We start from the raw sequence: 24,308 nt of genomic DNA, 5'->3' as shown, positions 1-24,308 counted from the left end.
TTGCGTAATTCCGCTACGCTCCCGCTCCATATGCGCTAACGCAATAACAAATGTATATTTAATTATGCACAAGTACTTAACCATAATTCCAATTGAATTTTCATATTTAATTAATTAAAAAATGATTGATAAACAGCTAAAATTACATGTTTGCAAATTAACTTCAGTTCATCCTTATAACGACATTCGTATTTATTTTAAAGAGTGTTATAGTTTGGCAAAAACAGGATACAACATGCATCTGATAGCTCCAGGTGCACCTGATAATTTGGTAGAAATAATTCATCTATATTCTGTCCCTAAAGTAAAGTCAAATCTTTTAAAACGCATGATCAAAACTATTTGGGATGTCTATATAAAAGCTCTGGAAATAAATGCAGATCTTTATCATTTTCATGACCCAGAACTGATTCCAATTGGATTGATTTTAAAGGCTAAAGGGAAAAAAGTTATTTATGATGTTCATGAGGACGTACCACGTCAAATATTAAGTAAAGAATATATTCCCCGTCTATCTAGACGTATTGTATCTAAGCTAACTGAAAGCATAGAAAATTTTGCATGTAAACATTTCGATGCTATAGTTACGGCAACACCATACATTTGCGATCGCTTCTCAAAACTTGGATGTAATGCAGTCAATATAAATAATTATCCTATTCTGAGTGAGTTACATATTCCTGAAATCAACTGGGAAGAAAAAGAAAAAGCTGTCTGTTATGTAGGTGGTATTTGGGAGCAGCGAGGAATCTATGAGATGGTGAAGGCAATAGGACAAACAAACACTAAACTCTTACTTGCTGGTAACTTTTCTTCTACAGAACAACGTAACAAAGTAGTATCAATGTCTGGATGGGCTAATGTCAAAGAATTAGGTTATTTAGATAGAAAGGGAGTTGCTGATACTTTAGCTAAATCAATTGCTGGATTGGTAGTATTACACCCAATTATTAATTATTTAGATGCACTACCAGTAAAAATGTTTGAGTATATGTCTGCGGGTATTCCTGTAATTGCATCCAATTTTCCTCTTTGGAAAGAAATTATTGAAGGTAATAAGTGTGGGATTTGCGTAGATCCAATGAATCCAAAAGCAATTGCTAAAGCAATTCAGTGGATTGTAGACAACCCTAATGAAGCAAAGCGTATGGGTGAAAATGGACGTAAAGCTGTTGAAGAAAAATATAACTGGGAAAACGAAGCTGACAAATTAAGAGCCCTCTATAAGGAATTACAATCATGAAAATTATTACTATAGTTGGTGCTAGACCTCAGTTTATTAAAACAGCAGCAGTATCCCGTGCAATTAAAAAACATAACTTAGAACACCCAAACCAAGCGATCCAAGAAATAATAGTTCATACTGGTCAGCACTATGACCACAATATGTCAGAGGTATTTTTTGCTCAAATGCAGATTCCCCATCCTCAATACAATCTCAGAGTTGGTGGTGGTTCTCATGGTGCAATGACTGGAAGAATGCTAGAAAAAATTGAAGAAGTATTACTTCAAGAAAAGCCTGATGCTGTAATAGTTTATGGAGATACTAATTCTACTCTTGCAGGTGCATTAGCAGCAGTAAAACTACATATTAGAGTCGCTCATGTAGAAGCTGGTCTACGCTCATTTAATATGAGAATGCCAGAAGAAATTAATCGAATATTAACAGACCAGATTTCACATTGGTTATTTTGTCCCACGGAGACTGCTGTTAAAAATTTAGAAAGAGAAAATATATTTGAGCGCAAACAGATAAAAGTGAGTAATGTTGGAGACGTGATGTACGATGCAGCATTATTTTACAAACAAATTGCTCAACCAACCGAAGCTATTAATTCCCTTATTGATCGATTAGGTAATAACTTTTACTTATCCACTGTTCATAGAGCAGAAAATACAGATAATCCAGCTCGCCTCAGTAGTATTATGGAAGCACTGGATACTATATCTCAAAATACAACTGTTGTTTTACCGTCACATCCTCGCACTCGTAAATTACTTGGCAATCAAAATATACAAAATATTCAAATTCTTGAACCAGTAGACTATTTTGATATGATTACCCTCTTGTCAAACTGTAGAGGAGTCTTTACAGATAGCGGTGGTCTACAAAAAGAAGCGTATTTCTTTCACAAGCCATGTGTTACTCTGCGCGATGAGACAGAATGGGTAGAACTAATAGAACATGGCTTTAACACTCTAGTCGGTGCAGACAAAAATAGAATATGGGAAGTAGAAACAAATTTAAGAAATTCCATACATGACTATTCAAAACCTTTGTATGGAGAAGGAAATGCAGCACAAAAGATTATTGAAAATGTATTAGATATAAACCAATGAATATTCTGATTCTTAATCAATATGCACTCCCAAGCGGTTCACCAGGAATTACCCGTCATGGTGATTTAGCCAAGGTTTTAGTCAAGCGAGGTCATCAAGTAACAATTGTTGCTTCTGGTTTTGATTATTTAACACGTCAACAAGACAGAACTGCAGGGAAAAAAATACTCAAGGAAAATTACTCTGGGGTAGATTTTATTTGGCTGAAAACTACTAACTATAAAGGTAATGATGGAAAACGAGTTAAAAGTATGCTAGATTACAGCATAAAAGCCCTTCTTCAAAGTTTAAAATTAAAAAATAAGCCAGATATTGTTATTGCTTCATCTCCACACTTATTAACAGGCTTAACAGGTTTTCTTCTATCTGCTTATAAAAGAATTCCTTTACTATTGGAAATTCGAGATTTATGGCCATCTTCATTAGTAGATCTAGGCGCTATTAAGGCAAATAGCTTGCTGCATAGAATATTAGTCAAACTAGAAAAATTTTTATATGAGAAAGCGACAGGAATTATTACAATACCACCATTAGCTTATAAAAGAGTGCAAGAATTGTTAGGAGAATCAGATAAATGTACGCATATTCCTAACGGTATAGTAATCAATGATGATAGAAAGATTTTTCAAGATGTAAAACTACCAGAATCTTTCCTCAAAATTTTAGAACGTGAAAAAAATCGAAAGATAATAATTTATGCAGGAGCACATGGAGTTGCTAATAATCTTGAAAATGTATTAGAAACCGCTGACTATTTAAGAGAGCATAATTTAAATATTTACGATCAGATAGCGATACTATTCATCGGTGGAGGACAAAAACGCGAAGAATTAATTAATTTAACTCAAGAAAAAAAACATAATCATATCCATTTTCATCCTCCCATTGATAAATTATTATTGAAACGGATGCTTGCTCATGGAGATATGCTCCTATTACATTTAGCAGATGCACAAGTGTTTACTTATGGAGTGAGTCCCAATAAATTATATGATTATTTCGATGCAGCAAAACCTGTTTTATTCTCTTCTCCAATAGAAAATAATATAGTTAATCAAATTCAAGCAGGTATAACATTTTTACCAGGTAGACCAAAAAAACTAGCTGAAGCTATTGATTTTATTCTTAAAGCCTCAGATAAAGAAAGAATTTCTATGGGAGATAATGCAAGAAATTATGTTAGAAAATATCATAATTGTGAAGAATTAGCTGTTAAGTTAGAAAAATTATGTTTGAAGTGTATGAATGAAGATAATTTCACTTATTCAGGTACTTTAAATGCAAATCTTGCTGATTTACTAAACAAATAAATGGATTTATTTATTTGATAGGAACACTAAATTTATTAGATATAAATACGATAGATAAATATAGGATTTATATTTCATTCTGTTTAGGTTAATAGCGTAATATAGTAACCTGAAACAATATAATTGAATATCAGTCAAAAAGGAAAATAATGGTTCAAAAAAATATCAGGATACAGCGAGAAAAAGCTTTTCAAGATGAACGTTATTCCGATAAAAATCTCCAACAAAAAAGAACTAAAAAAGTTAGCAGATTTTATCAATTAACTAAATCTATACATCAGGAATATAAGCAATTTATATTTCAAAATTCTAAAAATGTAAAAACTGTTGAAATTGGATGTGGGGTTGGGAGCTATGCAATTGATTTAGCTCAAAATGGAGCTGACACAGTTACAGCTATTGATATTTCTACTATTGCAATTGATATTGCAAGCTCTAAGGCGAAAAAAAAAGGAGTAGACCATAATCTATTCTTTGAAGTTATGAATGCAGAAGATCTAACATTCAATAGTAGTTCTGTTGATTTAATTTGTGGTGGAGCAATCCTTCATCATCTCGATATTGAAAAGACAATGCAGTCAATGACGAAGATTTTACAAGCAAATGGGAAAGCTATCTTTATTGAACCACTAGGTCATAATATATTGATAAATTTTTTCCGTAATTTGACACCTGCAATCCGTTCTGAAGATGAACATCCTTTATTAGATACAGATTTAGAACTATTTCAAAAATATTTCAAAAAAGTTGAAATCAAATATTTCTACTTGACAGCCCTTGCAGCGAGTCTTTTTGCCGGGTCACCTGGATTTGATTTCGTTCTAAGTAAATTAGAATTTCTTGATAGACAACTATTCAAATTGCCATTTTTACAGAAGCAAGCATGGCAAGTACTTATTAGGCTTTCAGAACCCATAAAGTAGTAATTATGCAAGCACTATTTTTCATTTGCAATATTTGATAGGGCGATCGCACTTTTATTGTCACTATATACTGGGCTTGATATCGAAAACTATTTTCCATTTAGCTTTTACACAAAAAAATGACAACAATTATCATTACAAACTTGATACGTATTGATAATTATTATCATTTCAACATCTATATTTTCCCGTGACTAAAGATTAAGAGTGTGCATCACTGCTTCAGGATAACGGGTTCCTGCTGCGGCTCCAAGGGGTGCAACCTTTTCAATCCGACCCAAATCATCATTGGTTAATTCAATTTCAATCGCCTGCAAGTTTTCTTTAACTCGTTCGCGCCGTTTTGTCCCTGGGATTGGAATAATGTCTTCCCCTTGGGCTAACAACCATGCTAAAGCTAATTGCGCTGGTGTACAATTTTTCTCCGTTGCAATTTCTTTGATTTGTTCCACTAGTTGTAAATTGTGCTGAAAATTCTCACCCTGGTAACGCGGTACTTGACGCCGAAAATCATCCGGTGCAAAATCTTCGGGCTTCTGAATGGCTCCAGTTAAAAACCCACGTCCGAGGGGTGAATAAGCTACTAAACTAATCCCAAGTTCCCGACAAACGGGTAAGACGTCGGTTTCTGGTTCCCGCGTCCACAGACTATATTCAGTTTGCAACATAGATATGGGATGTACTTTAGCCGCGCGACGCAATGTTTCAGAACCAGCTTCAGAAAGTCCGACGTAACGAACCTTACCTTCTTTGACGAGTTCTCCTAAGGTTCCAATGGTTTCTTCTACGGGTAAATTCGGGTCAATTCTCGCTGGATAATACATATCAATATAATCAACGCCGAGCCTTTGCAAACTGTAGGATAAAAAGTTACGTACCGCAACAGGACGGTTATCAAAACCGATAAAATTCCCATCCCAATTGCGTAAAGCACCAAATTTAACCGAAATGAAAACTTTTTCCCGGGGAATATCCTCTATCGCAGCACGGATCAATTCTTCATTGTGTCCTACACCATAGAAGTCACCTGTATCGATAAAGTTTATACCCAGTTCAATGGCATGTCGAATGGTTGCTATGCTTTCAGCGTCATTTGCTTTTTTCCCGCCATAAAAATCCGACATTCCCATACATCCCAAACCCAAAGCTGATATTTGGGTATCTGTTTTTCCCAGTTGGCGATATTTCATAATACTGTTACTTGTCTGATTTTATATAAATAATGAACATATCAGGCAAGTTGCCACAATTTATATCACAATCGGTGGAAAGTTTTGCACGATAAGCCCAAAATGCACAAAGCGATCGCCTCATGGGAATAGAGTTAAAGAGTTCATCGTCGATTGTTTTATTTTTGCTTCTGTTTGCGAAGTTTTCCTGGAGTTATTCCAAATTTGCGCCGAAATAAACGAGTCCAGTGGGACTGATTAGCAAAACCGCTTTCCACCGCGATCGCAGCTAAACCCATTTGACTATGACTCAGAAGATCTAGCGATCGCTCCAACCGTAATGTTGTCACCCATTCGTATACAGACTGACCAAATCGCTTATTTACAAAATGTTGTAGAGTTTGAGGGGTTGTTCCTACAATGGTTGCAAGTTGAGAAACCGTAAGTTTACAATCTAGATGTTCCCGGATATAACTTTCAAGATAATCGAGGCTGGATGGTTTTATATCCCCTAAAGAATCGGACTGAAGATGAATTAGTTGTAAATGTTGAATTAATGTTTCAGTAACACTTTCTCGATAAAGAATTGCATCTGGATCGTTTCGATGACGTTGAAGATATAAGGCTTCCGCTAAAGTTCGTATGACTGGATCCGACAGCCCAATTTTTGGCTCACCATCTGCAAAGCGTGGGTTCAATCGCTCAGATGGAAATGTAATGCACGCATAACACATTTGGGTACCCCTATAGAAACCACCAATTTTAAAACCGGGCTGCACAAACGAGAAATTACCTGGAACTATGAGATATCTGTTACTGTTTCTCCCATCTACTTCCATCTCAAAAGTTTGTAATTGCGCTCTAAAGTTAATTACAAGATAAGGGTCGGAGTAACCTGCATTCCATGTTATTCCATCAATAGGATTTTCTGTTATCTGCCGTATCAAAAAAAATTAAAATTTGAAAAAATAAGAATTTAAAATCTCAGCCCGGAATTACATCACTATTATTTGTAATCAATATTGGCATAGAAATTTACATAAAATTTAAACGTATAAGGTGTCGCTCTAACTTGGCAATTTATACTCCAATAGAGCAATATGCTGTAAACATATACTGATTCATAATTTGACTTGAAGTTTAGGTAATGAGTTATGTCGGAAACATCTACATCTTCTCCAGTTGCCAAAATCTCTAAAGAAGAACGTACCTATTTCAAGCGTTTGGTAGATTATTCTCATGTAGATGCTTTACCGGAGATTTGGTCTTTAGCAGTCAAGAAATTTGGCGATAATGTTGCTTTACATGCTCCCCATATAGATTCGGGAGTGACTTTCACTTATGCTGAATTATTTGAGAACATTCAGTCATTTGCTAGCGGTTTACAGGGTTTAGGAGTCAAAGCAGGTGACTGTATTTCTTTGATAGCAGATAATAGTCCCCGTTGGCTGATAGCAGATCAAGGGATAATGACAGCTGGAGCGGTTAATGCTGTACGCAGTTGTCAAGCAGACCGAGAAGAATTACTCTACATTATTGGGAATAGTGACAGTACGGGGCTGATAGTAGAAGATGTCAAGACCTTTGAAAAACTGTATGAAGGTCTGACAGATTTACCTATAGATAAAGTAATTTTACTTTCAGATGAAACCCCCCCCGAAAATGAGAACATAAAAGTATTAAACTTTACTCAGTTGCTCGAACTTGGTGCAAAAACAAAACTACAACCAGTTAAAAAAAAGCATGAAGATTTAGCAACCTTAATGTATACTTCTGGAACTACAGGTAAACCCAAGGGAGTAATGCTTTCCCATGGTAATTTGCTCCATCAAGTTAGAAACTTGGGAGTAGTAGTTCAGCCAGAAATTGGAGATACTGTGTTAAGTATTCTCCCTACTTGGCACGTTTATGAGCGTAGTGCAGAATATTTCTTACTATCCCAAGGTTGTAAGCAGGTTTATACAAATTTGCGTTCGATCAAAAAAGATTTGAAAGAATTTAAGCCCCATTACCTAATTTGCGTACCCCGTTTATTAGAATCAATTTACGAAGGAGTACAAAAACAATTTCGCGAACAACCTGCGAAAAAGCAACGTTTGATTAGTAGATTTTTGAATATTAGCGAGAAATATATCCAAGCACAACGAATTGCCCAGTTGTTAAGCTTAGATCATCTTAATAGTTCATTTTCCCAGCGGTTAACAGCCATTGGACAAGCATCTGCACTTTATCCCATGCATGTATTAGCAGGACAGCTTGTTTATAAAAAAGTTCGGGAAGCTACCGGGGGAAGAATCAAGCAGATGATTAGCGGTGGTGGTGCACTTCCCAAACATATCGATAATTTTTTTGAAATTATTGGTGTAGAAATTTTAGTCGGTTATGGTTTAACAGAAACTTCTCCTGTAACCCACGCACGACGTCACAGGACTAACTTACGTGGTTCCTCCGGAAAGCCCATACCGGGGACAGAAACTAAAATCGTAGACCCCGAAACCCGCCAAGCTTTACCAACAGGAAAGCAGGGTTTAGTATTATTGCGGGGTCCCCAAATCATGCAAGGCTATTATCAAAATCCCGAAGCAACAGCCAAAGCAATTGATGCAGAAGGATGGTTTAATAGTGGCGATCTCGGTTGGGTAACCTCCTATCAAGACTTAGTTTTGACTGGAAGGGCAAAAGATACAATTGTATTAACCAACGGAGAAAATATCGAACCCCAACCAATTGAAGATGCTTGTCTGCGATCGCTATACATTGACCAAATAATGCTTGTAGGACAAGATAAAAAATTTATTGGTGCTTTAATTGTCCCAAATCTAGAAACACTGGAGCAATGGGCAAAAAATCAAGATTTAGAACTATGTTTACAAGAAGACAATGTTACGGAGGGAAGCAGTCAAAAAATTAACCTGGAGGGTAGAATGATCCAGGATTTATTCAGGGAAGAACTGAATCGGGAAGTGCGGAATCGTCCTGGTTATCGAGCGGATGATCGCATTGTACGATTCAAACTCATTTTAGAGCCATTTTCCAAAGAAAATGGCATGATGACACAAACACTGAAAATTCGACGACATGTTGTGGTAGAACATTATCACGATACGATTGAGCAGATGTTTGCCTGATAATATCTCTGAACAACCTAATTGAGTGAACGCGAAACTTTTATGGACGTCTCCAAATCTCAGCAACTAATTCTCAAGCGCATTGTTAACGTCAAAGCAATTGTTACTCCTTTATGGAAAGAAGAAGTACAACAGCAACTGCAAACTCAAATTACCCAAACTGACCAGCAGTTAGAGCAACTTGACGTCCAAGGACAACGAGCGATCGCCGAAGTCCAAAAGCAGAGTCTGCAACCACCTGGACCCCAAACAGCACAACAGATTGAAAATATTCAAACACAAGTAAATCAAAAGAAAAGTGAATTATTAGAACAGAAAAATCAAAGTTTACAAAACCTCCAGCAAGTACAATTGCTAGAGTTAGATCAAGAAGTTAACCAATTTCAGTTAGAAGGTTTTTACAGGGTCGAAAAGGGCGATAACCTGATTAGCAAAATGCAGGTGGAAATCGTTTTACGTGATGGTATTGTCGAAGAAATTCGTGGCGATATCTAATTTTAAATAACTTTCGAAGATGGTTTTTTAAATTGGTAGTTTAGATGGAAAATTAAAATTTTTCTGTTTGCTGTCAAATAGTAGTAGAGACGCCCTTTCCGGGCGTCTCTTCGTTATTTAATTTACTTTCTATATGTCTATGACTTGTGTCTCTCTCAACTTACACATTTCATAATCCTTACATAGCAAAGGTTTTAGCTAAACTCTCAAATAGCAAATTTTCAAACCTTTACATAACAAAGGTTTCAGTCCAAGTCAAAAAATGTGCTAACTTCATTCGTTGCGAGGGGGTTTAATACCTTTTATTTTTGACTTCCCCCTTGTGGAATACTCACAAGCAAATATTATGCTATATTGTACTTCTCATATCAATTTAAATTGATATTATGGATATATTCCCTTAGTTTCGATGTTGAATTTTCAGGGTTAGTCAATGGTTAGGAACAACTCACAAGGCAGTAAAGCACCGGTCAAGGCTGGGAGTAATCTGAGCTTTTTTGAAAAATACCTTACATTTTGGGTATTTTCATGCATTATTGCTGGGATTGGACTAGGAAGAATATTTCCTGGAGTAGCAACTGCATTAGATGCGATGAGCGTGTTTCAAGTATCTATTCCTATCGCGGTGTGTTTGTTTTTCATGATGTATCCAATCATGGTAAAAATTGACTTCACCCAAGCAGTTAATGCCATTCGCGCCCCCAAACCTGTAATTCTCACTTTAGTAGTCAATTGGTTTATTAAACCATTTACAATGGTGGCATTTGCTCAGTTTTTTTTGGGATGGTTATTTCATCCTTTAATTGAGGGAAGTGAGATAATTCGCGGTAGCGAAGTCGCACTGTCAAACTCCTACATTGCTGGTGCGATTTTGTTAGGAATCGCCCCTTGTACTGCAATGGTGTTGATGTGGGGATATCTTTCTTACAGTAACCAAGGACATACCTTGGTAATGGTAGCGGTAAATTCCTTGGCAATGCTATTTTTATACGCACCCTTGGGTAAGTGGTTGCTAGCAGCCAACGATTTAACCGTACCTTGGCAAACTATCGTATTGTCGGTACTGATTTACGTAGGATTGCCCTTAGTGGCAGGGATATTTAGCCGTTACTGGATTTTGAAAAACAAAGGTAGGGAATGGTTTGAGGGGCGATTTTTAAAGTATTTAACTCCGATTTCCATTACCGCTTTACTGTTAACTTTGGTGCTACTGTTTGCATTTAAAGGTGAATTAATTGTAGAAAATCCTCTGCACATTGTACTAATTGCTGTACCGCTATTTATCCAAACCAACTTTATCTTTTTGATTGCTTATGTAGCGGGCTTAAAGCTGAATTTATCCTATGAGGATGCTGCACCAGCTGCTTTAATTGGCGCTAGTAATCACTTTGAAGTCGCTATTGCTACAGCGGTAATGCTGTTTGGCTTGAATTCCGGTGCAGCCTTGGCAACGGTGGTGGGCGTTTTAATTGAAGTACCGGTGATGTTGATGTTGGTTGAGTTTTGTAAGTGTACTGCGGCTTGGTTCCCACGGGAACCAGAAAAGGCAACTTTACGCGACCCACGTCCTGTTTTAGTTGCAAGGATGAATGACGATAGTTCCTCCTAATTATTCGGGAGTTGATTTTAGTTAAATTTATCACAATTTACGTGCATCGCTAGTCAGGGACAAGGAGTTATAAGTGAGTGCAATAAAAATCCTCCATTTTTTAGAGTACATCCCACAACAGCAATAAAGTTATTTTTTCGATTTTCGTTGATTCAAGTATTATGACCGATTTCAGTCATCCACCTAGGATATTATTCTTGTATGGTTCCTTACGAGAACGTTCTTATAGTCGGCTTCTAGCAGAAGAAGCAGCCCGAATCATTGGTGGATTTGGCGCACAAGTCAAGTTTTTTCATCCTCATGAATTACCGATTCGGGGTAGCGTACCCGAATCCCATCCCAAAGTTCAAGAATTATGGGAATTAAGTCAATGGTCTGAGGGTCAAGTTTGGTCATCTCCAGAAATGCACGGTAATCTTACTGGCATTCTCAAAAACCAAATTGACTGGATTCCTTTAAGTGTAGGAGCAGTTAGACCAACCCAGGGTAGAACTTTGGCTGTAATGCAAGTCAGTGGTGGTTCTCAATCTTTTAACGCCGTAAATTCCATGCGAATTTTGGGGCGCTGGATGCGGATGTTTACAATTCCCAATCAATCTTCCGTTGCTAAAGCTTACCAAGAGTTTAACGAAGAAGGAACCATGAAAGATTCCCCTTATCGCGATCGAGTAGTTGATGTCATGGAAGAATTGTATAAATTTACCTTACTTTTGCGCGATAAGGCAGATTATCTTACGAACCGCTACAGCGAACGCAAACAAGAAGCAATCAAAGCAGGCATCAGTGCAGAAACCTGCTTGCCTAAATTTTAGTGCCAATTAGAACTGGTACCTCACCAGATGAAGGAGTTAAACCAGCACTGCCGCGTGTATATATACTCATAATGTCTCTAATCCTTGTTAACATCAGGTTTGTGAGGTCGTCCTCTAAATTTCCTGTAGAGAAGACCTCAGCTTTAATACGCCAAAATATAGTAGTGTTGTCATCAAGCCGCTTAAATGCGAGTTGATGCTGACTAATGCCAGTGGGGAAATAATGTATAAATACTTCTGGCTCGAATGGCTTTTCTTAGTGCCATTCGGTTCAGAGTTTTTTCAATCACCTTTTAAATCATTCCAAAGTAAACGGAAAGAATATCAGGAGTAGAATAAATACCTTTTACCACTGACTTTCAGCTTTTAACCTGTACCTCACTGACTCGCAATCTACTATAAAAATAAAAATCAGATTCTCTAGTTCAAAAGCTTGTCTACTACTCATCATCAACCTTTCTCCGATTAGATTTAATCTGACTGCGCTTAGTTTTGGAATCAAGGCGTTTTTTTTGAGAACTTGTTGTTGGTTTAGTAGGTTTACGTTTTTTCTTAACTACCATTGCACTCTTTATCAATTCTTTTAATCTAGAAAGTGCATCTTCTCGATTTTTTAGCTGACTTCTATATTCTTGAGCTTTAATAATAATAATCCCATCTTGGGTAATACGTTTATCATTTAACTTTAAGAGCTTCTGTTTATAATCATCCGGTAAAGACGAAGCCTGAATGTCAAAACGTAAATGAATCGCGGTAGCAACCTTATTCACATTTTGACCACCCGCACCTTGGGAACGAATTGCACTTATTTCGATTTCGTTGTCGGGAATAATAACTTTGTTAGAAATTTGCAGCATAATTTGTATATAAGATTTTGAGATATAGGATTTTGAGATATGGGATTTTGGGATATAAGATTTTTTTGATGGTTAATCGGGAGAAAATCTCCAAAGTTATCTTGTTTCAAGCAGTAATACATACCTAAAATATTTTCGACAGAACAATAGCTAATAAATATTGTAGTATGTTGTAAATTGTTTTTGTAGTACATTCAACAACAAATCTTTATTTGTTTCTCCGTCTCATATTAGTAACCGCGAATTTGCTGGTTCCTAAACTTCGCTAGTGAAGTGACTTCCACCGAAATTTGATGTAATACAATCAATCATTTTGTCATTTTTTCAATTGGATGTTTCAAAATTTCTCTGAGAAAATATATCAAAGCATTACTAAATCCTTGTTTTTCTCTTGGTTCTAAACAGTTAGTAATGTGTTGAATCGAGCGATCACCTGCTTGAAAAATGACGACACCATAAATAAAAGTGAGGTTTTAGTCATAAAAAAGACGTACCATACATAGTACGTCTCTAGATATATACTCACTTAATCGAAAATTCAAACATCAAATTTAAACGATCACATTTAAGTCGTCAAATTTAAACATCCAAATCTTCCATAGCTAGACGAATTTGCTCCATCCTTCTGCGATTAACACCAAGATCCGACTCTCCGACCCGAGAAGCTGATCGCATATGAATTACCTTCTCATCATCTGGAAAATAAAACTCTACATCATCAACAAACTTGAAAATCCGACTTTTAGAAAGAGCGTGGATGTAACTATCTGTTTTTTCGATAACTTCTGTACGGGGAACAACGGTAAGAACTTTGAGTAAAGTTTCTTTTGCTTGCTCGCGATCCACATGATAAGTAATTGGGTCAATAGCATGTTTTGCATCACCGTCTTGACTGACAACACAGTTCGGGGAAGCTGGACAAGCTGCAAGATGGCTGTTATTCACTCCCAAATTAGCAGCCAAAGCTGCATCAGAAGGGATTAAAAAGCTTGTTATGACTAGGAATATTCCCAAAGCAATTGCGATCGGGCGAGACATTATAACTTTACTCCGATATAGAACGAATAAAATTTACTTTCCCATTCTCGGTTATTTTGGGGTCATAAATTTTTCGTTTTAATTACTGCAAGTATTTGGAAAGACCTTACAAGAAGTGGAAGTATAGGACTACGCGCAAGTCATTAGAAACAATTAGTAGCAGAAACAGAGCAAATTATAGCGTAATTTCCATAAGCTGTTTAGGGTAAACCGTACTAATAATATTCCTATTAACCGTAATAATTTGATGGCTTTTCAATCGTTCGGCAATCATCAATTATTAAGTGTTAAAAACCGAATTTGCCATCCTATTAATTATCCCTAATATAGTAATCGAAGCAAGAAATTAAATTTGAAATAACTAAAGATTCTGTAAGCAAATAGAGGGAGTAAAAATATGAGATTAGTACGTTATAACCCAAGCAATGAATTTCAAAGTTTAGAACGTAGCTTTAACCGCTTATTTGATGATTTAATTCCAGTAAATTTCAGAGAGTTAACTAATTTTACTAAAACTCCAGCAGCCGAACTCACAGAAACCGATGATGCACTTCATCTAAAGCTTGAAGTTCCAGGTATGGAAGCAAAAGACCTAGACATTCAAGTAATGGAAGACTCTGTTTCTATTAGTGGTGAACGTAAATCTGAAACTAAAACAGAGGATGATGGAAATACTAGAAGTGAATTTTCCTATGGCAAGTTCTATCGTGTAATTCCTCTACATACTCGCATTCAAAATACTAAAGCTACGGCTGAATATAAAGATGGTATTTTGAACTTGACACTACCTAAAACTACTGAAGAAAAGAATAAAGTAGTTAAAGTTAATTTAGAACAGAATTAAGCTTTGTAATCTTGGTTAAGAATTTCTGTGTAAATTCTTGTTTCCTGTAATGTGGTTCTGTAAATATTAGCCCAGCTTGTGAATGAAACAACTGGGCTTTTTTGGATTCTTTGTTTCTAGAGTTTGAAAAAATAAATACCAAATATTTAAAGAATAGATTTGTAATTATGGATTTGTAATTATTCCCGAACATTCTCCATACTCGATTTCATACTCAATACTTCCCGAGCTACTCTTAAACCACTTTCAATTGCTCCATGTACTGTTGAAGGACGATTTACGTTAGTTGCTTCCCCAGCAAAAAATAGAATGTTGTCAACGGGTTGAGCAAGTTTCTTCCTCAAACCAGTTCCACCCACAGGAACATAGGAATAAGCCATTTGGGAATAAGGATCGGTTCTAAAATCTACAAATAGTGCATCAGTCAACCTACGCTTAAGGGGAATTTTAAAAATTTTCTCTAAATCTCTTAACCCAGCATTGATCGCAGCATCGCGACCCATCTCACTAAAATTAATTGCATTTGTCGCTCCAGTATAAGCCGTTAATACAGGTGCTTCTTTTTTCCGACCCCAACCCGATCGCCACCACATTTGAGTATCCAGAGTTGTCAAGATGAATTCAGTCTCTTTAGACCAAAAAGGCTTGTCAAATTTCAAAATTAGTTTAGTAACATGAGCAATACCCAGTCCATCGATCGCAGCCCGTTTTCCAGGAGGTAATACTGGCTCGAAGACAATCGTGTTTGATTGTAATAAAGCTAATGGAACCGTAATTATCACTTTCTTGGCTGTGAAAGTCTCATTTTTATCAGTTTGCAATTGAACTCCATCTGAGTCCCAAATGATTTTGCTTACCGGAGTAGAGTGACGAATGTTCAAGTCATTTGCAAACAGTTTGAGCAGATGAGAATACCCCTTTTTCAAACGGAAATTGCGATCGCCATCTCCTTCATAGCTTGCTTCCAAGAGACCATAGACACCTAACTGTTGGAGATTTGCAGCGTATTCACTACTGAAGGAATTATCTACTAATCGATAGGATTCCGGGGAAAAGCGGACATTATTTGCAGCTAGTAATTTTGCTGCTGTGGTATCTGGTTTACCCGCTTTTACCCATTGTTCGGCTAACTCAAAGAGTTCTGAATCTCTTGAAACGAGAAAGTCTAAAGCTTTTGGTTTAGAGTCTTTATACAGCTGCTTCACGGACAAATATTTCCCGTTAAAGTATGTGAAAGCATGCTTAATATCTTCAAAAACAGGGAGAGTTTTTAGCCCATATTGCTTTATCCCTTTCCAGATAATGATATTTTCACCCTGAATGTATTCTGCACCCCGTTCAATGGGATGGGATGCAAAGTTGTAGTCAGTGTATATCCTTCCACCTATGCGATCGCGAGCTTCCAGTACCAAAACTTCACGTCCAGCATCTTGAAGAGAGCGCGCAGCTGCTAAACCTGCTGCACCCGCACCGATGACGATAACTTCGTAATCTGTTTTTGTAGATGTCTTTTGACTTGTCTTTTTAATTTCCATTTGACTAGCTCTTGGAGGTTGATGTCCAACAAGTTGAGAGCCTACTGCAACAGTTGAAGCAGAGAAGATACTGTACATCAATTGACGACGCTTCATTTGTAATACCAAAAATAAAAACATGAAAAAACTTTCACTTTTTAAAAATACGAAAAAAATTTCACGTTTGTCAATATATGAAAAAAGTTTCGCGTTCACTACAATTAAGTAAAGCTTGTTTTGCTGATTTATCTGAGTTGAGAATATGCTCAAAATTCCCCAAGATACTGATCGCTTTAGACGTTTACCCCAGCAGTCCCGCAGTCAGAAAAGAGTCACTCAAATTCTCGAAGCAGCAGCTCGGGTTTTTGGTGAGCTGGGTTATGAGGCTGCTTCTACTACTGCGATCGCGAAACAAGCGAAAACTTCTGTAGGGTCGCTATACCGTTTCTTCCCAGATAAAGCAGCGATTTTTCAAGCTTTAGCTAGCTTTTACATGGATCGGGTGCGGGAAGTTTTTAGTGAGATGTTAAGTTCTCTGAACTGCGATCTACCAATTAGTTCGGTAATCGATCAGATTATTGATACTTATTATGATGATTTCTTGTCGCAACCAGGTTTTCGTGCGGTATTGCTGGACTATCATTTTTCACCCACAGCTACGGCGATAGTGGAAAATATTAACCGTGAGATAGAACCTTATTTTGAAGCGTTTTTTGCTGCTCGCGCTCCAGAGATGGAACCAGAACAAATCAAGTTAATTTCAATGGTAACGGTTGAAGCTTGCTGTGTTCTCGAATTTGTCTCTTCACAAGCTGATGAAACCTTAAGAGCAAAATTAAGAGCAGAAGAAAAAAAGCTGCTTGTTGCTTACCTAAAAATCTATTTCCCCAATGGCTGAGTTGCAAAATCGAACTTTTTTTGCATATCCCCTGAAATCCTAGATACACCTCCCGATAAAAAATGAATCCCTCAACTAACTCAAACTCTCAAGATAAAACCTCTCAAGATAAAAACCCTCAAGCTACAAACTCTCAAGCTACAAACTCTCAAAATATCTACTCTATCTTGAAGCAAACTCAATGCTTGCGAATTAGTGATGGAGAGATTCAGCCAATTTTGAATGATTCTTCTAACGCTCCCCAAACTCTGGTTTTAATTTGGTCCCAATTGGGGGATTTTGATAACCTGGAGTATGCTTGGTGGCTGCAAAGAGAAAAAGAAAAATTGCAAGCTAAAGAAATAGCTATTCGCGCTATTGGAATTGGCGATCGCAATTCTGGTTTAAAATTTTGTGAGTATACCGGTTTCCCCCAAGAATCATTATTTGTAGATCCTGAAGCCAAAATTCACGCCTTATTGGGACTTTATCCCGGTTTGTCTGCAAAACTTCCTTTATTTTCAGATGGACAAAATGCTTGGTTAAATTTTATGCTGATGTGCGCAGGAATTGGTAGTCCAGGAACTTTAGCAGAAGTATTTCGGGGTTATAAGGGCGATCGTCAATCTCCCCAGTTAATTGGTGATGAAGAAGTTGTAGATGGTACACCTTTACCAGCAATCAAAGGTTCTTTTTTCAAGTTTGCAGGAGGAAAAGGTTTTCAACGTCCTTTTGAACTTGCAACTCTGCGTTTGCGAAATATGAGCGAAGTTTTAAGCAATTGGAATACCTATGTTCCTAACTCAGCTTATTTGACTCAACGGGGAGGAACTTTTCTGTTTGATTCAGAAGGGAATTTACTTTACGAACATCGCGATCGCGGTATTCTTGGTTTTGCAGAAAATATGAGCAATCCTTTATCGTTTTTGTGAAATAGTGCACGAGTAGATTGTAGTTTTCAGCATAATCATTAGAGGTTGTTTATAAAGTATTGTTTATTACCCAAAATCATTATTTAGATCCCCCAATCCTCTTAAAAAGGGGGCAAAGTCTAGGCAAAGTCCCCCTTTCCAAGGGGATTTAGGGGAATCCAAGATATGTTAGGTAAATAATATAACTTTTTAAACAGCCTCTTAGAAAAAGTGGCAAATTATCCTTCACTTTTCATTAAAAACATAACTAAATTGACTATTTAAAAGATTATGGTGAAAAAACTACTTACAAGTACTGCTATAAGTTTATTAAGCTTGACTGTTTGTACTGTTCCAGTCCTTGCCGAAGGTATCACAATTGCTTCTCAAGCAAAAGATAAAAATTTTAATTTAACACAAGAATGCCTTACAGCTATTACTGATGCTAAAAATGCTAAAAATAAACTAGAAAAAATTCCTCAAATTCAAGTAGTTAAATCTCCAATATTTGCAATTAGTTATCCTAACCATCACCAAGGTCGTCTGCACAAACAAGAATTCCATATTCGGGGAGCGTCGGTAAACTCGGTTATGAATTCTCCTGCATTACTGAATACTATTGCTACACCCATAATCAAAACTTGTGATTTCATCGATCTGGTTGTTTTTGAGGTATATCAGACCGATTGGAGCAGAAATTTTGCTTTAATGCCCAATGGGAAAGTAGAATTAACCGAATGTCCAGTTGATTTTGAAGTTTACCCATATAAACGACGTTTCGGATCAGGACAATCCTGCTATGGATTAGAAAATATTTAAAAGTCATACATATTATTTATCTAAGATATCTTGGATCTTCCTAAATCCCCCGTTAACCACTACGTCCAATTTATTGGGGGACTTTTGTTATTTTCGACATCAAAAATAAAATGCCCAAAACTTGATACTCTAAAGCTGTAAGTCAGGGAAAATATCAATATGGCAACTTATCTAGTAACTGGAGCAAATCGAGGTATAGGCTTAGAATACTGTCATCAACTCAAAGAACGAGGTGATGATGTAATTGCTGTATGTCGTTCAGCATCAGATGAATTAAAGAATTTAGGTATACGAGTAGAAACAGATATCGATATTACAGATGAATCCTCAGTTGCTAGTTTGGTTAAACGACTTGATGGTGAAACTATTGATGTTTTAATTAATAATGCTGGTATTGTAGAACGAATGGGTCTGGATAACTTAGATTTTGACAGCATTCGCCGACAGTTTGAAGTTAATGCAATTGGTCCATTACGTTTGACTCAAGCTTTGCTTCCTAACTTAAAGTCGGGTTCAAAAGTCATCATGATGACTAGCCGCATGGGTTCCATTGATGATAATACTTCTGGCGGTCAGTATGGTTATCGAATGTCGAAAGTTGCTATGTCAATGGCTGGTAAATCATTATCTGAAGATTTGAAATCGAAAGGTATCCCTGTTGCGATTCTTCATCCAGGGTTAGTTAAGACACGTATGACGAACTTTACTGATTCTGGAATTACTACTGAGACATCAGTGAAAGGATTGTTAGCTCGTATTGATCAGTTAAATATGGACAACACCGGAACCTTCTGGCATGCTAATGGCGAAGTATTACCTTGGTAATTTTTTATCGCTTGCCATTATTTAGATAGGGAAAAATTAGATTGGAAAAAATAATTTTGAAACCCTATTGCACAGATTTTTTAAACACATAGGCGCATTTCTCATAATTCATGCGCTCTTCGTAAAAGCGATGAGCATCTTTTCGTTCGAACCCTGATGATAGTGCAACAACTTCGCAGTTTTCTTGACGAGCAAACTCCTCAATAAACTTCATCAAATGACGACCGTAGCCTTTGGAGCGAACTTTGCTGGTTGTAACTAAATCGTAAACCCACACATGGCGACCATAATAAAAGTTTGTAATTATAGCAAGACCCGCAAGAGAAACAATAACACCAGTATCTCGTAGAGCAAAAAGACGATAGCCACCTTGGTTGATATTTGATGTATAGTTTCTATTGTTTCTAGTTTTATTAGTAATAAATCTGCTTAAATAAGTAGTTGGCTAAACTCAAAGATGCCGCAAAAGATAAATTAGAGTTGGGATTTTTAATGGCAAGAACGGAAAAGGTAGGACAACTAGCCAATTTTATTTGGAGTGTGGCTGACTTGCTGCGCGGAGATTACAAGCAAGCTGATTATGGTAAGGTCATACTACCTTTTACGGTGCTGCGCCGTTTGGATTGTGTTTTAGAACCAACTAAAAAAGAAGTGCTGGATTTCTTTGAGAATAAAGTGAAGTCGCTGAAGATAAAAAATCCAGAACCATTACTTAACCAGAAAGCCGGAGTTCCCTTTCACAACACTAGCCGTTTTACTTTTGAGGAACTGACCAAAGATGCTGAGAATGTGGCACCTAATCTCAAGAATTTTATTAATTATTTTTCTTCCTCTGGGCGCGAAATTATAGATTATTTCAATTTTAATGACCATATTACCCGTTTAGATGAAGCCGATTTACTATTTTTAGTTATAAAGAAATTTGCAGAAGTAGATTTGCACCCAAATGTAGTTTCAAATATGGAAATGGGTTATGTTTTTGAAGAACTAATCCGCAAATTTTCCGAATTATCCAACGAAACTGCCGGGGAACACTTTACACCCCGCGAAGTTATCCGATTAATGGTTAATCTGCTCTTTATTAATGACAGAGATATTCTGACCCAGGAAGGAATTGTGAAAACCATTTACGATCCCGCTTGTGGAACAGGAGGTATGTTATCTGTTTCAGAAGAGTATATTAAAGAACTGAATATTGATGCCAAACCTGTGGTTTTTGGGCAGGAAATCAACCCTGAATCCTACGCTATCTGTAAATCAGATATGTTGATAAAGGGGCAGAATGTGAGCAATATCAAGTTTGGCAACACCTTTACCAGTGACGGTTTGGTAGGCGAGACTTTTGATTACATACTTTCCAACCCTCCCTTTGGGGTGGAGTGGAAGAAGGTGCAGACTCACGTGAGGGCAGAGTATGAGAAGAAAGGGTTTGACGGGCGCTTTGGAGCAGGTTTACCCAGAATCTCCGATGGCTCCTTCCTCTTTCTGCAGCACATGATTTCCAAGATGAAGCGGGATAATGGTGGTTCGCGTATTGCCATTGTCTTTAATGGCTCTCCTCTCTTTTCTGGCAGTGCGGGAAGTGGTGAAAGTGAGATTCGCAGATGGATTATAGAAAATGATTTACTGGAAGCAATTGTAGCTTTACCCGATCAGCTGTTTTATAACACAGGTATTTATACTTATATCTGGGTTGTTACTAATAAAAAGATACCAGAGAGAAAAGGCAAGATTCAGTTAATTAACGCTATCAATTATTACAAGAAAATGAGCCGCTCTCTGGGTAATAAAAGAAATGAAATTGGGGATGGGCAAGATAATAAGCCTGACCAAATTGCCGAAATTACCAAGATTTATGGTGCTTTTCAAGATAATGAAAGGCGTAGACTGGAAGTTGATGGGAAAGAAAAGGATGTGGTTGTCAGTAAGATTTTTGATAACAAAGATTTTGGTTACTGGCGAATTACGGTAGAGCGACCCCTCAGACTGAATTTTCAGGTTACTCAAGAACGGATAGCTAAAGTGGAAAGTGAGACTGGATTTGCTAAATTAGCCAGTTCTAAAAAGAAGGGAGAGGCGGCGGCGAAGGAAGAGATTAAAGCTGGAGAAAAGTTGCAGGCTGAGATTAAGCAAGCATTGCAGACTTTGGGAGATAAATTATATAAAAACCGCAATGAGTTTGAAAAAGATGTAACTAAGGCGCTCAAAGGGGTAAATGGTAAAGTTTCTGCTCCAGTAAAAAAAGCCATTTTGAATGGTTTAAGTGAAAGAGATGAAACGGCTGATATTTGCACTGATAAAGATGGAAATGCTGAAGCGGATACAGATTTACGTGACTATGAAAATGTACCGCTTAAGGATGATATTAATGAGTATATGAAGCGGGAAGTGCTGCCTCATCTGCCAGATGCCTGGGTGGATGAAAGTAAGACTAAGGTAGGTTATGAAATTCCCTTTACCCGCCATTTTTACGAATATGTACCACCAAGGGATTTAAAGGAAATTGAATTGGAAATTAAGGAGTTGGAAGAAGAGATTAGGGGGATGTTGGAGGAGATTTTGTAATGAGTGAAGAGTATTTCCGTCCCATCTGGATTAAAGATGTCAGGCTTGACTGGTCTATCAAACGTATTAAGCACGCAACTTATTTAAAAGCTCGTGTCGGCTGGCATGGTCTAACATCTAGTGAATATCTTAATCAAGGTGTGCTTTTAGTAACAGGAACTGATTTTGAAAATGGGCGAGTTAATTGGGAAACCTGCTATCGTGTTTCAGAAGAAAGGTATCAGCAAGATTCTTATATACAGATCCAAGAAGGCGACCTTTTGATTACAAAGGATGGGACAATTGGAAAAGTTGCCTTAGTTGAGGGGTTAAATGAACCTGCAACATTAAATAGTGGTATCTTTGTTACTCGCCCCTTAAAGGCTGTTTACGTTAATCACTTCATGTACTGGCTACTTCAATCAAAGATTTTTCAAACTTTTATTGATTATATTAAAGTAGGTACAACTATTAACCACCTGTATCAAAATCAATTAAGCGATTTTGCTTTTCCTGTTCCAAGCTTAGACATCCAAAAAGCGATCGCTACTTTCCTAGATCGCAAAACTGCTGCAATTGATGAGCTGATTGCCAAAAAACAACGTCTCATTGAACTTTTGGAAGAAAAACGTACAGCCCTCATCAATCACGTAGTCACTAAGGGGCTAAATCCCAATGTAGCAATGAAAGATTCTGGGATTCCTTGGATTGGGGAGATTCCAGAGCATTGGAAAGTTGTAGCCGCTAAAAGAGTTGCATCTGTATATGTACCTCAACGTAACAAACCAAGGCTTAATGAGGACAATGGTTATCCTTGGATTACTTTAGATGAAATAGGCTCAATGTTCATAGAAACTTCCAATAAAGGATTTTATGTTTCAGATGATGCTCTGATAGAAGCTGGGAGTAAACCACTTCAAATAGGTGCGGTAGTTACAGGGTGTACTGGAACCTTTGGCACAGCATCAATTACGAAGTCAACTGTAATAATTAATCAACAACTTCAAGCATATATTCCTATAAATATAGAGGTAGATTTTCTTCGCAACTGCATCATAAATTCAAGTGTTTACTTTAAATCAGTAGCAACAGCAACAACTATTCCATATGTCAATAAAACAGGGTTTGAAGAATGTCCTGTTCCTCTTCCTCCTAGACAGGAACAAATTTTAATAAGTCGGTGGGTTCAGGAACAAAATAAATATATAGATAGACTTATTTTAGCTATTAGAACTCAAATTAACCGTCTCCAGGAATACCGCCAGTCCCTCATCACAGCGGCAGTAACAGGTAAGATAAATGTTGAGCAGGAGGAAGTGGCATGACTCTGTGTGCTGCCTGGATTCGGGAAAAGAATAATGTCGAAGAGTTAGTTTTTGCTACCGACAGTTCCTTAACCGGTGGGGAAAAGTGGAATCAGGGAATTAAGTTATTTGAGTTACCCAGACCTGATTGTTTAATTTGTTTTGCTGGCAGCACAGCCCGAGCTTATCCATTAATATTAAACCTTATTTCTTCAATTAAATTAAGTAAAAGACTGCAAAGTAACCGTACTGATATTGAAGGGGTATTAGATTATCTCTCTTCTCTTTTTACTTCATTAGTTAATACAATTGTAAACGAAGTTTCTCGTTTAGATATTCATTGTTTAAGATCTGAAGCAAAATTTCTTTTTGGTGGCTGGAGTTGGGTAGAAGGCCGCTTTCGTATCTGGGAACTTTACTACTCTAAGGATGCAGAAGGATTTGTATTTAAAGAATATACTGAAGAATCAAGTAAAACTGGAATTTATGCTTTTATGGGAGAGCCAGAAGAATTAACTGATAAGGCTTCTAAGAGATATAAAGACAAAAATTTTGAGAACGACAAATTAGACATGGAACCTTTGCAGGTTCTGGTTCAGATGTCCAGAGATAAAAATATTAGAGAAGTAGACGGGGCAACTCAGATTGCTAAAGTTTATAAATCAGGCACTTCAGAATTTTTCGGTATTTACTGGGAATCTATACAAGGTAAACCTTATTTCCAGGGACGAGCCTTTGACTTTCACAGCAAACCAGACGTTCGCTACTTTGACCCGGACACATTAACTATTATTGAAGATAAATTACCTAATATCATTGACAATTTAAGCCAGTTTAATCAGTTAGGAGACTTTGAGTTTATCTGCTCCTGCTACGAAAATGGTTGTTTAAAAGAAGATATTGCTGAAAATGACCGGGAAAGACTAATTTATGTATTTCGTGAGGCTGCCTACCAGTCTTTTATTGAGAACTTAAAGAATGGGGAGTAG

22 protein-coding genes are annotated in these 24,308 nt (G+C 37.0%); 16 read left to right on the top strand and 6 right to left on the bottom strand.

Going from position 1 to position 24,308, the window contains the following annotated elements; translation table 11 throughout:
* Positions 1 to 121: 121 nt before the first annotated feature.
* The 4 genes from QNJ50_RS17300 to QNJ50_RS17285 all read left to right on the top strand — a co-directional run bounded on the left by QNJ50_RS17300 (position 122) and on the right by QNJ50_RS17285 (position 4,573).
* Positions 122 to 1,243 carry a glycosyltransferase family 4 protein gene (locus QNJ50_RS17300; RefSeq protein WP_300637414.1) on the top strand — a complete coding sequence of 374 codons (1,122 nt, stop codon included), beginning with the start codon at positions 122 to 124 and terminating at the stop codon, positions 1,241 to 1,243.
* Positions 1,240 to 2,340: a UDP-N-acetylglucosamine 2-epimerase (non-hydrolyzing) gene (gene wecB / locus QNJ50_RS17295; RefSeq protein WP_300637412.1), complete on the top strand. Its 1,101-nt coding sequence runs from the start codon at positions 1,240 to 1,242 to the stop codon at positions 2,338 to 2,340. The genes QNJ50_RS17300 and wecB overlap by 4 nt, the downstream gene beginning before the upstream one ends.
* Positions 2,337 to 3,650 (top strand): glycosyltransferase family 4 protein, encoded by a 1,314-nt coding sequence (locus tag QNJ50_RS17290; RefSeq protein ID WP_300637410.1) that lies wholly within the window; start codon positions 2,337 to 2,339, stop codon positions 3,648 to 3,650. The genes wecB and QNJ50_RS17290 overlap by 4 nt, the downstream gene beginning before the upstream one ends.
* A gap of 149 nt (positions 3,651 to 3,799) precedes the next feature.
* On the top strand, positions 3,800 to 4,573 hold the full coding sequence (locus QNJ50_RS17285) for a class I SAM-dependent methyltransferase (RefSeq protein WP_300637408.1): 774 nt from the start codon (positions 3,800 to 3,802) through the stop codon (positions 4,571 to 4,573).
* Between the two features lie 194 nt (positions 4,574 to 4,767).
* Here the strand turns inward: QNJ50_RS17285 and QNJ50_RS17280 are convergent, their stop codons facing one another.
* Positions 4,768 to 5,763, bottom strand: a complete 996-nt coding sequence (locus QNJ50_RS17280) for an aldo/keto reductase (RefSeq protein ID WP_300637406.1) — start codon at positions 5,761 to 5,763, stop codon at positions 4,768 to 4,770.
* Between the two features lie 158 nt (positions 5,764 to 5,921).
* Positions 5,922 to 6,689: an AraC family transcriptional regulator gene (locus tag QNJ50_RS17275; RefSeq protein WP_300637404.1), complete on the bottom strand. Its 768-nt coding sequence runs from the start codon at positions 6,687 to 6,689 to the stop codon at positions 5,922 to 5,924.
* 207 nt (positions 6,690 to 6,896) lie between these two features.
* Between QNJ50_RS17275 and QNJ50_RS17270 the strand changes: the two genes are divergently transcribed.
* From QNJ50_RS17270 to arsH, 4 genes are all read left to right on the top strand, one after another.
* Entirely contained in the window at positions 6,897 to 8,870 is a 1,974-nt protein-coding gene (locus tag QNJ50_RS17270) for an AMP-binding protein (RefSeq protein WP_300637402.1), read from the top strand.
* A gap of 42 nt (positions 8,871 to 8,912) precedes the next feature.
* Entirely contained in the window at positions 8,913 to 9,365 is a 453-nt protein-coding gene (locus QNJ50_RS17265; RefSeq protein WP_027841905.1) for a YlqD family protein, read from the top strand.
* A gap of 433 nt (positions 9,366 to 9,798) precedes the next feature.
* Entirely contained in the window at positions 9,799 to 10,974 is a 1,176-nt protein-coding gene (arsB, locus tag QNJ50_RS17260; protein WP_300637399.1) for an ACR3 family arsenite efflux transporter, read from the top strand.
* A 161-nt stretch (positions 10,975 to 11,135) separates the two neighbouring features.
* The gene (gene arsH / locus QNJ50_RS17255; RefSeq protein WP_300637397.1) at positions 11,136 to 11,786 is read left to right on the top strand and encodes an arsenical resistance protein ArsH; all 651 of its coding nucleotides are present in this window, start codon (positions 11,136 to 11,138) and stop codon (positions 11,784 to 11,786) included.
* A gap of 440 nt (positions 11,787 to 12,226) precedes the next feature.
* Here the strand turns inward: arsH and arfB are convergent, their stop codons facing one another.
* Both arfB and QNJ50_RS17245 read right to left on the bottom strand, forming a co-directional pair.
* Positions 12,227 to 12,643, bottom strand: a complete 417-nt coding sequence (gene arfB, locus QNJ50_RS17250) for an alternative ribosome rescue aminoacyl-tRNA hydrolase ArfB (RefSeq protein ID WP_300637395.1) — start codon at positions 12,641 to 12,643, stop codon at positions 12,227 to 12,229.
* 579 nt (positions 12,644 to 13,222) lie between these two features.
* Positions 13,223 to 13,681: a DUF1499 domain-containing protein gene (locus tag QNJ50_RS17245; RefSeq protein WP_300637393.1), complete on the bottom strand. Its 459-nt coding sequence runs from the start codon at positions 13,679 to 13,681 to the stop codon at positions 13,223 to 13,225.
* Between the two features lie 397 nt (positions 13,682 to 14,078).
* Here QNJ50_RS17245 and QNJ50_RS17240 point away from each other — a divergent pair, with 397 nt between their 5' ends.
* A complete protein-coding gene (locus QNJ50_RS17240) occupies positions 14,079 to 14,525 on the top strand; it encodes an Hsp20/alpha crystallin family protein (RefSeq protein WP_300637391.1) in 447 nt (148 codons plus the stop codon).
* A 179-nt stretch (positions 14,526 to 14,704) separates the two neighbouring features.
* Here QNJ50_RS17240 and QNJ50_RS17235 read toward each other — a convergent pair whose 3' ends face one another.
* Positions 14,705 to 16,180 (bottom strand): NAD(P)/FAD-dependent oxidoreductase, encoded by a 1,476-nt coding sequence (locus tag QNJ50_RS17235; RefSeq protein WP_300637389.1) that lies wholly within the window; start codon positions 16,178 to 16,180, stop codon positions 14,705 to 14,707.
* A gap of 121 nt (positions 16,181 to 16,301) precedes the next feature.
* Between QNJ50_RS17235 and QNJ50_RS17230 the strand changes: the two genes are divergently transcribed.
* From QNJ50_RS17230 to QNJ50_RS17215, 4 genes are all read left to right on the top strand, one after another.
* On the top strand, positions 16,302 to 16,937 hold the full coding sequence (locus QNJ50_RS17230; RefSeq protein WP_300637387.1) for a TetR/AcrR family transcriptional regulator: 636 nt from the start codon (positions 16,302 to 16,304) through the stop codon (positions 16,935 to 16,937).
* A 62-nt stretch (positions 16,938 to 16,999) separates the two neighbouring features.
* Positions 17,000 to 17,848 carry a peroxiredoxin-like family protein gene (locus QNJ50_RS17225; protein WP_300637385.1) on the top strand — a complete coding sequence of 283 codons (849 nt, stop codon included), beginning with the start codon at positions 17,000 to 17,002 and terminating at the stop codon, positions 17,846 to 17,848.
* Between the two features lie 270 nt (positions 17,849 to 18,118).
* Positions 18,119 to 18,646, top strand: coding sequence for a hypothetical protein (locus tag QNJ50_RS17220; RefSeq protein ID WP_300637383.1), 528 nt, complete (start codon positions 18,119 to 18,121; stop codon positions 18,644 to 18,646).
* 159 nt (positions 18,647 to 18,805) lie between these two features.
* Positions 18,806 to 19,471: an SDR family oxidoreductase gene (locus QNJ50_RS17215; protein WP_300637381.1), complete on the top strand. Its 666-nt coding sequence runs from the start codon at positions 18,806 to 18,808 to the stop codon at positions 19,469 to 19,471.
* Positions 19,472 to 19,535: 64 nt separating this feature from the next.
* Here the strand turns inward: QNJ50_RS17215 and QNJ50_RS17210 are convergent, their stop codons facing one another.
* Positions 19,536 to 19,892 carry a GNAT family N-acetyltransferase gene (locus QNJ50_RS17210; RefSeq protein ID WP_300637428.1) on the bottom strand — a complete coding sequence of 119 codons (357 nt, stop codon included), beginning with the start codon at positions 19,890 to 19,892 and terminating at the stop codon, positions 19,536 to 19,538.
* A 20-nt stretch (positions 19,893 to 19,912) separates the two neighbouring features.
* Here QNJ50_RS17210 and QNJ50_RS17205 point away from each other — a divergent pair, with 20 nt between their 5' ends.
* Genes QNJ50_RS17205 through QNJ50_RS17195 form a run of 3 tightly spaced genes read left to right on the top strand, consistent with a single transcriptional unit; the run spans position 19,913 to position 24,308 of the window.
* Positions 19,913 to 22,036 (top strand): class I SAM-dependent DNA methyltransferase, encoded by a 2,124-nt coding sequence (locus QNJ50_RS17205; protein ID WP_300637379.1) that lies wholly within the window; start codon positions 19,913 to 19,915, stop codon positions 22,034 to 22,036.
* Positions 22,036 to 23,340 carry a restriction endonuclease subunit S gene (locus QNJ50_RS17200; RefSeq protein WP_300637377.1) on the top strand — a complete coding sequence of 435 codons (1,305 nt, stop codon included), beginning with the start codon at positions 22,036 to 22,038 and terminating at the stop codon, positions 23,338 to 23,340. The genes QNJ50_RS17205 and QNJ50_RS17200 overlap by 1 nt, the downstream gene beginning before the upstream one ends.
* The gene (locus QNJ50_RS17195; protein ID WP_300637375.1) at positions 23,337 to 24,308 is read left to right on the top strand and encodes a hypothetical protein; all 972 of its coding nucleotides are present in this window, start codon (positions 23,337 to 23,339) and stop codon (positions 24,306 to 24,308) included. The genes QNJ50_RS17200 and QNJ50_RS17195 overlap by 4 nt, the downstream gene beginning before the upstream one ends.

This window comes from Mastigocoleus sp. MO_188.B34, assembly GCF_030065675.1.
In the GTDB taxonomy this organism is placed as follows: Bacteria; Cyanobacteriota; Cyanobacteriia; order Cyanobacteriales; family Nostocaceae; genus Mastigocoleus.
This window is presented reverse-complemented; position numbering and strand designations above follow the sequence as displayed.

Coding starts and splice junctions, on each gene's coding strand:
- arfB (WP_300637395.1), bottom strand. CDS start 12,643: ATGCTGCAAATTTCTAACAAAGTTATTATTCCCGACAACGAAATCGAA.
- QNJ50_RS17235 (WP_300637389.1), bottom strand. CDS start 16,180: ATGTTTTTATTTTTGGTATTACAAATGAAGCGTCGTCAATTGATGTAC.
- QNJ50_RS17245 (WP_300637393.1), bottom strand. CDS start 13,681: ATGTCTCGCCCGATCGCAATTGCTTTGGGAATATTCCTAGTCATAACA.
- wecB (WP_300637412.1), top strand. CDS start 1,240: ATGAAAATTATTACTATAGTTGGTGCTAGACCTCAGTTTATTAAAACA.
- QNJ50_RS17215 (WP_300637381.1), top strand. CDS start 18,806: ATGGCAACTTATCTAGTAACTGGAGCAAATCGAGGTATAGGCTTAGAA.
- QNJ50_RS17270 (WP_300637402.1), top strand. CDS start 6,897: ATGTCGGAAACATCTACATCTTCTCCAGTTGCCAAAATCTCTAAAGAA.
- QNJ50_RS17230 (WP_300637387.1), top strand. CDS start 16,302: ATGCTCAAAATTCCCCAAGATACTGATCGCTTTAGACGTTTACCCCAG.
- arsB (WP_300637399.1), top strand. CDS start 9,799: ATGGTTAGGAACAACTCACAAGGCAGTAAAGCACCGGTCAAGGCTGGG.
- arsH (WP_300637397.1), top strand. CDS start 11,136: ATGACCGATTTCAGTCATCCACCTAGGATATTATTCTTGTATGGTTCC.
- QNJ50_RS17290 (WP_300637410.1), top strand. CDS start 2,337: ATGAATATTCTGATTCTTAATCAATATGCACTCCCAAGCGGTTCACCA.
- QNJ50_RS17285 (WP_300637408.1), top strand. CDS start 3,800: ATGGTTCAAAAAAATATCAGGATACAGCGAGAAAAAGCTTTTCAAGAT.
- QNJ50_RS17200 (WP_300637377.1), top strand. CDS start 22,036: ATGAGTGAAGAGTATTTCCGTCCCATCTGGATTAAAGATGTCAGGCTT.
- QNJ50_RS17265 (WP_027841905.1), top strand. CDS start 8,913: ATGGACGTCTCCAAATCTCAGCAACTAATTCTCAAGCGCATTGTTAAC.
- QNJ50_RS17300 (WP_300637414.1), top strand. CDS start 122: ATGATTGATAAACAGCTAAAATTACATGTTTGCAAATTAACTTCAGTT.
- QNJ50_RS17195 (WP_300637375.1), top strand. CDS start 23,337: ATGACTCTGTGTGCTGCCTGGATTCGGGAAAAGAATAATGTCGAAGAG.
- QNJ50_RS17220 (WP_300637383.1), top strand. CDS start 18,119: ATGGTGAAAAAACTACTTACAAGTACTGCTATAAGTTTATTAAGCTTG.
- QNJ50_RS17240 (WP_300637391.1), top strand. CDS start 14,079: ATGAGATTAGTACGTTATAACCCAAGCAATGAATTTCAAAGTTTAGAA.
- QNJ50_RS17225 (WP_300637385.1), top strand. CDS start 17,000: ATGAATCCCTCAACTAACTCAAACTCTCAAGATAAAACCTCTCAAGAT.
- QNJ50_RS17280 (WP_300637406.1), bottom strand. CDS start 5,763: ATGAAATATCGCCAACTGGGAAAAACAGATACCCAAATATCAGCTTTG.